The organism is Arsukibacterium sp. (assembly GCF_033722355.1).
Lineage (GTDB): Bacteria > Pseudomonadota > Gammaproteobacteria > Enterobacterales > Alteromonadaceae > Alishewanella.
On record NZ_JAWVZF010000111.1, the window covers coordinates 1 to 9,087 of the forward strand.

Consider the following 9,087-nt stretch of genomic DNA (forward strand, 5'->3'; position numbering starts at 1 on the left):
CTAGCAGTGCAGGCTGGCTTTCAGTGATTACTGAATAAACCACTGCTGGCTAATGTTCAGTTGAAATAGCAATGGCGAGAACAGCTTAAAATGTTCAGCGTTGGCCGGACACTGAATATTTTTCAGATACTGACTTTTCCATGGATCGTTAACCAGGTATACCAGCTTGTCTGAAACCGCGACCCCTTCAATTGAGGTATTATCAAGTTTCTGATAAGCCGGGCAGGGAGGGGTGGCATTGGCCGAATAAGTGGGTGCATAAAACTCTAATGACTGAACCAAAGGAGGCTGTTGCCGGCTCAGATCAAGGATCCATAGCTGATTATCATTCCGTGCTGCAGCAAGCAGATAACCCGGATGGCTGCTATCAGGATGCGCCAGGTAATCCAGACCATTAATCGGATGATTACCGCCATCCGGCAGCGGTAATATAAAACCAGTGTCTTTTACTTTAACAAACTGTTCGTCTTGCCAGAAATTGTCATCATAGGCAGTGGAAAAAATCATAGGCGCATTCGCCTGATTTTTCTCCAGTGCCAGATAAAGCTGATTATCGTTATCTATTGCTAATCCCTCAATGCCATCGTTAGCAAAATTGCCTACCTTGGCTTCAGCGGGAAATTGCACGGGGCGAACCGCGACAATTTCGGCTTTGCTCAGCGCTTTATCGATCTTGATTTTGACCAGCAAAGTCGGATATGGCGTCGCGTTAGTGTCAGCATAACGGCTGGCGCATTCTCCGGTTAACTGATAGTTCGATGAGTCTTCAGTAACGGTGATGAGCGTCGTATCATCCTGCCTGTCCCATGTTAATGACTCCCAGTCAGGGTAAGCTGTAAGGAGGGGGCCAAAGCAGCCTCGTGTCAAGGGTTCTGCGACTGTGATCTTAACCGGTGCGGCATTGAGCTGACCGGTTGCCGGGTCAATTTTCATCAGTATATTGCGTTGAGCTGATGCCGCACTGTTATCACCAATATGAATAAGTTCACCATGGCGCAGCGTCAGGCCGGAGCTTTGTGGATCCAGCAGAGTACGACCAGAGGTATCGGTTAACCACTGACCTTGCAATGGCAACGCTTCCGCTGCACTTACCGAAAAGCTGCCGCAGAGCAATATCAGACTACCTGTTAATATCAAACTAAAAAATCGCATAAGATCAGCACTTAATGATTATCTGAATGGCCAGTCATTGTGCCATTTAATTATTGCAGCGCCTATATCTGCCATGGAAAATCAGTGCTTAAAATAAAAGGCCACCCGAAGGTGGCCCTGGCCAAGTTAAAAAAGTTAATAAGCCTGTGAATGCACGTCGCGCACTGCGCGACCTGAGGGATCGGTCATTTCTGCCATTTTAGCATCCCATGCCAGCGCTTCCGGTGTTGAACAGGCAACGGATTTACCGCCGGGAACACAGCTGATCGCACCGGCGTGCGGGAAATGCTCTTCAAAAATGACCCGGTAGTAATAAGCTTCTTTGCTGTCCGGCGTATTCACCGGAAAACGGAAGCTGGCGGTGGCCATCTGCTGATCGCTGACTTCTTTTGCCGCATGACCCTTTAAGCTGTCAATCCAGTTGTAACCTACTCCGTCAGAGAATTGCTCTTTCTGGCGCCATAAAATTTCGTTTGGTAGCAAACCATCAAAAGCCTGACGCAGAATGTGCTTTTCCATTTTGCCGCCGCCGCACATTTTTGCTTCAGGGTTTAAGCGCATAGCGACATCCATAAACTCTTTGTCAAGAAAGGGGACGCGCGCTTCAATACCCCAGGCTGACATCGCTTTGTTAGCCCGGTTACAATCAAACATATGCAGTCTGTTAAGCTTACGTAATGTCTCTTCATGAAACTCCCGCGCATTAGGCGCTTTGTGAAAATACAAGTAGCCGCCAAAAATTTCATCAGAGCCTTCACCGGATAATACCATTTTGATGCCCATCGCTTTAATTTTGCGGGCCATCAGATACATCGGGGTTGATGCCCTTATCGTGGTGACATCGTAAGTTTCCAGAAAGTAAATAACATCGCGCAGTGCATCGAGCGCCTCCTGCACAGTAAAGTGCACGGTATGGTGAACGGTGCCAATGGCATCCGCCACTTTCTGGGCTGCTGCTAAATCAGGTGAACCGGGTAAGCCAACTGCAAAAGAATGTAACCTTGGCCACCAGGCTTCAGTCTGGTCATTATCTTCTATCCGGCGTTTAGCATACTGCTGGGCAATAGCTGATATCAGCGATGAATCCAGACCGCCTGACAACAGTACACCATAGGGCACGTCTGACATCAGATGGGTTTTAACGCTGTGTTCAAGTGCCGCTTTTAATTCTGTTTCGCTGACAGGGTTATCTTTAACCGCATCATAGCTTTGCCAGTCACGCTGATAATAGCTTTTAAGCTCGCCAATTTTACTGTCAAAATAATGGCCTGGTGGAAACTCTTTAATTTGCTTACACACCGGCACCAACGCCTTCAGTTCTGACGCGACAAATAGCTGACCGTTTTCGTCATAGCCATAGTAAAGTGGAATAATACCGATATGATCGCGGGCGATCAGATAACGGTTTTGTTCAGCGTCATACAGAATAAAAGCAAACATCCCCTGTAACTGGTCAAGAAAATCGGCGCCATGCTCAAGATAGAGTGGCAGGATCACTTCACAGTCCGATTTGGTTTTAAACGGGTAAGGTGCTTTGAGCTCCTGTTCAAGTTGCTTATGATTGTAGATCTCGCCATTCACTGCCAGAATGTGATTTCGATTATCATTAATAAGGGGTTGGGCGCCATTTTCAGTATCTACAATTGCCAGTCGTTCGTGCACCAGAATGGCATTGTCATCGTTCCAGATCCCTGACCAGTCAGGCCCACGATGACGTAATAACTTAGATAACTGTAGCGCCTGCTGGCGCAACGCTTTAACATCAGTCGTGATGTCAAGCACCCCAAATATCGAACACATGATAACCTCTATTAATTAAATTCGAAAAAACACATTTTTTGGCAGTATGTACGTCTATACGTACTTATTGAATGTGCCATGCCATGCTAAAAAAGCAAGCGCTTTTTCGCACTTTTGACATGTAATTGAAGCTGAGGATTGTCAGCGACAGCAACAGAAAATAGCATTTATGCAGAAAACCGTTATAAAAAATCGTTTTATGCCGCCGGCTTCCTGGAGTTCAGAGCTGTTAAGCACAAGTCCGTTATTTACTGATTTGTGCCAATCCTTTGCTATTGCGCCATTAACAACCTGGCCTGATATTGGCTGGTTTAATCACTGTGCAACACATACCCTGGTGCAATTTGTTGATAACGAGGAGCTCACTGCTGATGGTCGTTATTACGAAGAGTATATTTATGCAACGAAGCGTGTGCCAACACGCAAGGATAACTGGCACGACTTTTTTGGGGCGTTGATCTGGTGTTTATTTCCAAAGACCAAAGCCTTGTTAAACCGGTTGCACATGCACGAAATTAGCCAGCATGGTCAGAAACAGCGCAGTAAGTTGCGAAATAAGCTGACATTGTTCGATGAATGCGGTGTCGTCATTTGCCTGGAGCCCGCGGCAATAAAGCATGCAACTTTGCTTCGCACCCATCAGTGGCAGCAAAGCTTTGTTGACAGTCGTGCTGACTGGTGGCAATCCATCAGGCCGGTCATATTTGGCCATGCGATTTATGAAATGGCGACAGCACCTTTTATTGGATTAACGGCGAAAGCACTGTTTGTTGAGGTGCCGGCAGGCTTTTGCCAGTGGTCTTTAACAGATGCTTACAGTTTTCTCGATAAAAACATGTCGCAACAAATTGCTAACGGCGGGTTACTTCCTGATAATGATCAGCTGACCCCTTTACCACTATTGGGGGTGCCAGGCTGGTGGCATCAGAACTGCCAGCCCGCGTTTTACCTGAATATGGAATATTTCCGGCCGTTAAGAGCACAAAAAAGCAGGCAACAATTAGGAAGCTTAGATGATTGAAATAAAAGGGTTAGCCAAAGCATTTGCGCTGAGCAAAGGCAATAAACTATCAGATACGGAAAAGCAGGATGTCCGCTACAGTGAAAAAGCATTTCATTCGGTGCGGGATGTCAGTTTTAGCTGTGGCAACGGCGAGGTGCTGGGGTTGCTTGGGCCCAATGGTGCCGGTAAAACAACGACCTTAAGGATGTTATCGACAGCATTAAAACAGGATAGCGGTTCGGTCTTTATCAATGATATTGATGTATTACGCAAACCTATTCAGGCCCGCAAGGAAATAGGCTTTTTGTCAGCTGATACGGGTCTTTACGGCAAATTAACTGCCTTTGAAAATGTCGCCTATTTTGCCCGGTTACATGGTATGAAAGAGCCAGCGCTAAAAAGCCGGATAGATGATCTGTTCAGCATGCTGGATATGCATACTTTTGCCAACCGGCGGGTAGATACCATGTCGACCGGTATGAAGCAGAAAACGGCTATTGCCCGCGCTGTGGTACATTCACCCAAGGTGGTTATTCTGGATGAACCAACCACTGGCCTGGATATCATGACAGTACAGACGGTACTGGATTTTATAAAATCACTTAAGGCTCAGGGCACACCGGTGATTTTTTCCACCCACCATCTGGATGAAGTCGGCGCCTTGTGTGACAGAGTTGTGGTCATTGATAAAGGCATAAGCAGTTTTTCCGGCACTTTGGAGCAATTCAGACAACAAACACCAGATGGTGATTTACGTCAGGCGTTTTTAGCCGTTATTGCCAATAAACCACAGCAGGGAGCCGTCTAATATGTGGCAGGTTTACTTTAAAGAATTAACTGAGCTTTTACGTGATAAAAAAACGCTTATTTTTGTTATTTTATTGCCTATTCTGATTTTCCCGGTGCTATTCGGCATTGTTGGCCTGGTTATGGCAACTACCACCAGCAAAGCGATGGAAGAGCAACATCGCTACGTCATTATTAACGAGCAGCAGGCACCAGAATTTGCCGACGCGCTGTTTTACCATAAAAACTTTAAAAAAGTTGAAACCACATTAAGCAGCGAGCAGGAACTGATTGCGGCGATCCGCAATGAAGAATTCGACGTGGCGCTGGTGATTCCACCCGACTTTGCCAGCCGCAAAGCCGCGGTACAGCAGACAGAATGGCAGTTAATTTATAACCGCTCTTCGCAGCTGGACTTTATGTACAATTACTTTGATGAGATGCTAAAAGCTTATACTGAAAAGTTGCAGCGTGGCACATTAAGTCAGTTGGGTGTTGACCCGGCCAATCTGACCGCGATACTGAAGCCGGTGGAGCTAACCCGGGTTAACACTGCAGAGCAACGGGAAAATATCGGTGAAAGCATGGGAGCGATTTTGGCCTATGCACTGGTATTACTGTGCTTAAGTGGTGCCATGTACCCTGCAGTAGATATGGGCGCGGGCGAAAAAGAGCGGGGCACGCTGGAAACGCTGCTAATTTGCCCTGTTAGCCGAACCGCGATTGTGTTGGGCAAGTTTTTGACGGTACTGACTACCGCATTGATGACGGCACTGATTACCGTGGTCAGTCTCGGGGTATGGGGCGCGATTATCAGTGCTTTTGCTGATTTATCCAAAGTGTCTGAGGCACTCGCCAGCATTACAGTCATAGATCTGATGCTGATGTTCTCATTGTTGCTGCCCACCGCTGCCATTTTTGCTGCTTTGCTGCTGGCTATCTCAATCTATGCCCGCACTTTTAAAGAAGCGCAGAATTACATGAGTCCACTGACCATACTGGTTATTGTGCCATTAATGATAGCGATGGCACCGGGCATGGAACTGGATGTCACCACGGCGCTAATACCGTTAACAAATATCGCGCTGGCTATTAAAGAATTGCTTAAGGGGACGGCAGATTATGGCCTGCTGGCACTGATTTTCGCCTCGACCACTGCCCTGGCTGCAGCCCTGATCGCGTTCTGCGTTCATTGGTTTCAGCAGGAAAAAGTCTTGTTCCGTTAAGCCTGGTAAAGAAACTGGCAGGTTGAACCCGGCCAGTTCGGCAAAATGGTATTGATAACAATTCGCAGTTAGATTAAAATGGCGTTGTTTTAGTAAGACAATTGATAAATTTATTGTTTAAGTTAAGGCAGCGCCATGTACATATGTTTATGTAAAGCAGTATCAGATAAGGCGATTAAGCAAAGCATTGCTGACGGGGCCTGTAGCATGCGTGATCTGAAAGCCAGGCTTGGCGTTGGCAGTCAGTGCGGTAAATGTGTCTGTCAAGCCAGTGCAATATTGCATAATGAACTGGTTAAACAACCGCGCGATGCGAACAATCTGGCCAAGCCTGCTGCCTGAGCAGGGCCGGTCTGAAAACAGCCATCCTCCTTGCCGTTCTTTACTGCTTACCCTGAACTGATATCGCTGTTTAATTCTTTTTGTTAACCTTTCCCGCCATAATTCTGGCTTAATAATCAGGCCTGCTCAATGATAAGCTAAGCTTAGTTATTAACTGTTAAGCTCTGACAGCATTACTGATGGAGAAAATATGGATAAGATAAAACAGGTCGCCATCGTTGGCGGGGTTCATGGCAATGAGTTCTCTGGCATCTATCTGATTAAACATTATCAGGCCAATCCCGATCTGATTGACCGGGACAGTTTCGACTGTCGTTGCGTCTGGGCAAACCCCGAAGCGCATTATGCCAATAAACGTTATTTGCACAGTGACCTGAACAGACAGTTTAAAAATACCGATTTGGCGAACCCACTGCTGAGTAATTATGAACAGAGCAGAGCAAAAGTGCTTAACGCTGAATTGGGGCCGAAAGGGGCAGCGAAAACTGATTTGCTGATTGATTTACACAACACGACCAGCAATATGGGGGCGTGTTTAATTTTGACTCAGGCCGGACCTTTTTATAATCAGTTGGCTGCCTACGTCAAAATGGTCATGCCAGAGGCAATTATCTCGCGGGACGAGGATCATTTTAAAGCTGAAGACCATGCCCTGATGTGTACACTCGGCCGCTATGGTGTACTTGTAGAAGTAGGGCCCCAGCCACAATCTGTACTACGCCATGACGTGCTTGAGCTGATGGACCGGATGACCCGCCATGTTCTTGATTTTGTCGAGTTATACAACAATGACAAGGTACCTGAGCTGCCGAGACAAACTGAAGCTTTTCGTTACTTACACAGCATTAAACTGCCTGTGAATGACCGGGGTGAGCGACTGGGTATGGTGCATAAAAATGTGCAGGACAAAGACTATCAGCCAATTCATCCGGGTGATCCCATTTTCATGCTGTTTGATGGCACTGAAATCTATTATGAGGGCGATACGACGGTGTATCCAACCTTTATTAATGAAGCAGCTTATTACGATAATAATCTGGCGATGTCTTTAAATGAAAAAGTTTTTATTAATCTCGATGAATAACGCCCGCATTATGTTTTATTAATGAGATTTTTGTGTTATTAAGATGATAATTATTTGAGGGCGGTTCAAACCGGAGACGTTTGCATGCCGAAGTTTGGGCTGAGTTTAGTTTTAGTTATCCCTTTTTTAATCAGCAGCACTATGGCGCTGGCATGGCCGGAGCAGACAGAGCAATCAGTTTTAAGGCTTTATACCGAACATAGCCCGCCGGGGGAGTATCTGGATGCCAGTGGTAATGTCAGCGGTGCGACTGTTGAACTTATTGAATTGCTGCTTAGCCGGCTTGATCAGCCTGCCACAATTGAATTACTGCCGTGGGCCCGGGCCTTAGAGCGGGCGCAGCGACAGACTAACAGTGGTGTGTTTGAAACGGTGCGCAATCAGGAGCGGGAAGCGCGCTTCAAATGGGTAGGTCCGCTGAAAATGCATACTATTGGTTTATATGGCCGCAGTGATGTATTCAGAGGCCGGCATTTCGCTGCACTGGCAGGCAGTAATTATATCGCCTGTGAATACCGCCAGTCTGTTCATGTTAACTCCCTGAAGAGGTTAGGCTTTACCGAAGGGCGTAATCTGATCCTGACGGTAAATCACGGCGATTGCTTTACCTTACTTCTCAAGGGCAGGGTGCAGCTGGTGGTGCTGAATGAAGCTGGCTATGCTGAACATCAGTTAAAAATGCAGCAGGCCGGACATGATCTTATTCTGATGCAGCCGTTAAGTCAGGTACAGCTTTACCTGGCGCTTTCGCTGGATATTGATGACAGTGTTGTTGAACGCTGGCAACAGGTTCTTGAGCAAAGTTATCGTGATGGCAGTATGCGCCGGTTATATCAGGGTGTTTATAGTGAGCAAATGATCCGTACCCTGGAACAATTTGCAGAAAAAAAGGGTGAGCAACTGCCACCGGAAGATGGTGGCGATCCATTCCGGCGTTAGTCTGCTGCGGCCAGTGCTTTAATTTGCTGCTCTGTCAGGCGGTATCCCAGCCATTCTGTTTTTTCCTGTGCCCCCAGGGACTGATAGAATTTTATTGCCGGGGTATTCCAGTCCAAAACGCTCCATTCAAAACGGCCACAATTGTTCGTCGCTGCGATGGTTGCCAATGCTTTAAATAACGCTTTGCCGGCACCACTGCGCCTTGCATCAGGCGAGATATACAAATCTTCCAGATACAAGCCGTATTTTCCCTGCCAGGTTGAGTAATTGTAAAAATAAACGGCAAAACCAATTGGCAGACCGTGCTTTTCGCAGATCAGCGCATGAGCTTTGGCATCGCTGCTGAAGATGGTTTGCTTAATCAGCTCCACTGAAGTCAACACTTCGTGCTCGGCTTTCTCGAAGATAGCCAGTTCCGTTATGAACCGTAATATCGTCGCGGCATCGTCCGGCGTTGCCGGGCGTACGGTAAGGTTAGTCATTGTTGTTTCCTTAATTAAAAAACTGGCTGACAGACTGATTCTATAAACTGTCGTACCGCGATTTTTTCTGGATAAGCTCTATGGCATAGTTATCCGGATCACGAACAAAGGCAATTTCAGTGGTACCGCCTTTAACGGGGCCGGGCTCGCGGCTGATGACTCCCCCCTTGGCACGGATTTGCTCACACGCCTGATAAACGTCATCGACTTCCAGCGCAATATGGCCAAAGGCATTGCCCAACTCATAACTGCTGGTACCCCAGTTATAAGTCA

General features: G+C 46.9%; 10 protein-coding genes. 6 read left to right on the forward strand and 4 right to left on the reverse strand.

Annotated features, from left to right (window positions below):
* Positions 1-27: 27 nt before the first annotated feature.
* Both R3177_RS10420 and asnB read right to left on the reverse strand, forming a co-directional pair.
* Complete coding sequence (locus tag R3177_RS10420; RefSeq protein ID WP_318970970.1) at positions 28-1,152, reverse strand: hypothetical protein; 1,125 nt, start codon at positions 1,150-1,152, stop codon at positions 28-30.
* A 135-nt stretch (positions 1,153-1,287) separates the two neighbouring features.
* On the reverse strand, positions 1,288-2,952 hold the full coding sequence (gene asnB / locus R3177_RS10425; RefSeq protein ID WP_318970971.1) for an asparagine synthase B: 1,665 nt from the start codon (positions 2,950-2,952) through the stop codon (positions 1,288-1,290).
* Positions 2,953-3,121: 169 nt separating this feature from the next.
* Between asnB and R3177_RS10430 the strand changes: the two genes are divergently transcribed.
* From R3177_RS10430 to R3177_RS10455, 6 genes are all read left to right on the forward strand, one after another.
* Positions 3,122-3,973 (forward strand): DUF3025 domain-containing protein, encoded by an 852-nt coding sequence (locus R3177_RS10430; protein ID WP_318970972.1) that lies wholly within the window; start codon positions 3,122-3,124, stop codon positions 3,971-3,973.
* On the forward strand, positions 3,966-4,763 hold the full coding sequence (locus tag R3177_RS10435) for an ATP-binding cassette domain-containing protein (protein ID WP_318970973.1): 798 nt from the start codon (positions 3,966-3,968) through the stop codon (positions 4,761-4,763). The genes R3177_RS10430 and R3177_RS10435 overlap by 8 nt, the downstream gene beginning before the upstream one ends.
* A gap of 1 nt (position 4,764) precedes the next feature.
* Complete coding sequence (locus R3177_RS10440; RefSeq protein ID WP_318970974.1) at positions 4,765-5,967, forward strand: ABC transporter permease; 1,203 nt, start codon at positions 4,765-4,767, stop codon at positions 5,965-5,967.
* 135 nt (positions 5,968-6,102) lie between these two features.
* Complete coding sequence (locus R3177_RS10445) at positions 6,103-6,309, forward strand: bacterioferritin-associated ferredoxin (protein ID WP_318970975.1); 207 nt, start codon at positions 6,103-6,105, stop codon at positions 6,307-6,309.
* Between the two features lie 190 nt (positions 6,310-6,499).
* On the forward strand, positions 6,500-7,393 hold the full coding sequence (locus R3177_RS10450) for an aspartoacylase (RefSeq protein WP_318970976.1): 894 nt from the start codon (positions 6,500-6,502) through the stop codon (positions 7,391-7,393).
* Between the two features lie 84 nt (positions 7,394-7,477).
* Positions 7,478-8,332 (forward strand): substrate-binding periplasmic protein, encoded by an 855-nt coding sequence (locus tag R3177_RS10455; protein ID WP_318970977.1) that lies wholly within the window; start codon positions 7,478-7,480, stop codon positions 8,330-8,332.
* Here the strand turns inward: R3177_RS10455 and R3177_RS10460 are convergent.
* Complete coding sequence (locus R3177_RS10460) at positions 8,329-8,814, reverse strand: GNAT family N-acetyltransferase (protein WP_318970978.1); 486 nt, start codon at positions 8,812-8,814, stop codon at positions 8,329-8,331. The two genes, R3177_RS10455 and R3177_RS10460, sit on opposite strands and share 4 nt — an antisense overlap.
* A gap of 40 nt (positions 8,815-8,854) precedes the next feature.
* The coding region (locus tag R3177_RS10465) for a VOC family protein (RefSeq protein WP_318970979.1) at positions 8,855-9,087 on the reverse strand (233 nt) is incomplete at its 5' end.

What these genes read in the sequence shown, in the direction of transcription:
- R3177_RS10420 (WP_318970970.1), bottom strand. Translation starts at nt 1,152, where the DNA reads ATGCGATTTTTTAGTTTGATATTAACAGGTAGTCTGATATTGCTCTGC.
- asnB (WP_318970971.1), bottom strand. Translation starts at nt 2,952, where the DNA reads ATGTGTTCGATATTTGGGGTGCTTGACATCACGACTGATGTTAAAGCG.
- R3177_RS10430 (WP_318970972.1), top strand. Translation starts at nt 3,122, where the DNA reads ATGCAGAAAACCGTTATAAAAAATCGTTTTATGCCGCCGGCTTCCTGG.
- R3177_RS10435 (WP_318970973.1), top strand. Translation starts at nt 3,966, where the DNA reads ATGATTGAAATAAAAGGGTTAGCCAAAGCATTTGCGCTGAGCAAAGGC.
- R3177_RS10440 (WP_318970974.1), top strand. Translation starts at nt 4,765, where the DNA reads ATGTGGCAGGTTTACTTTAAAGAATTAACTGAGCTTTTACGTGATAAA.
- R3177_RS10445 (WP_318970975.1), top strand. Translation starts at nt 6,103, where the DNA reads ATGTACATATGTTTATGTAAAGCAGTATCAGATAAGGCGATTAAGCAA.
- R3177_RS10450 (WP_318970976.1), top strand. Translation starts at nt 6,500, where the DNA reads ATGGATAAGATAAAACAGGTCGCCATCGTTGGCGGGGTTCATGGCAAT.
- R3177_RS10455 (WP_318970977.1), top strand. Translation starts at nt 7,478, where the DNA reads ATGCCGAAGTTTGGGCTGAGTTTAGTTTTAGTTATCCCTTTTTTAATC.
- R3177_RS10460 (WP_318970978.1), bottom strand. Translation starts at nt 8,814, where the DNA reads ATGACTAACCTTACCGTACGCCCGGCAACGCCGGACGATGCCGCGACG.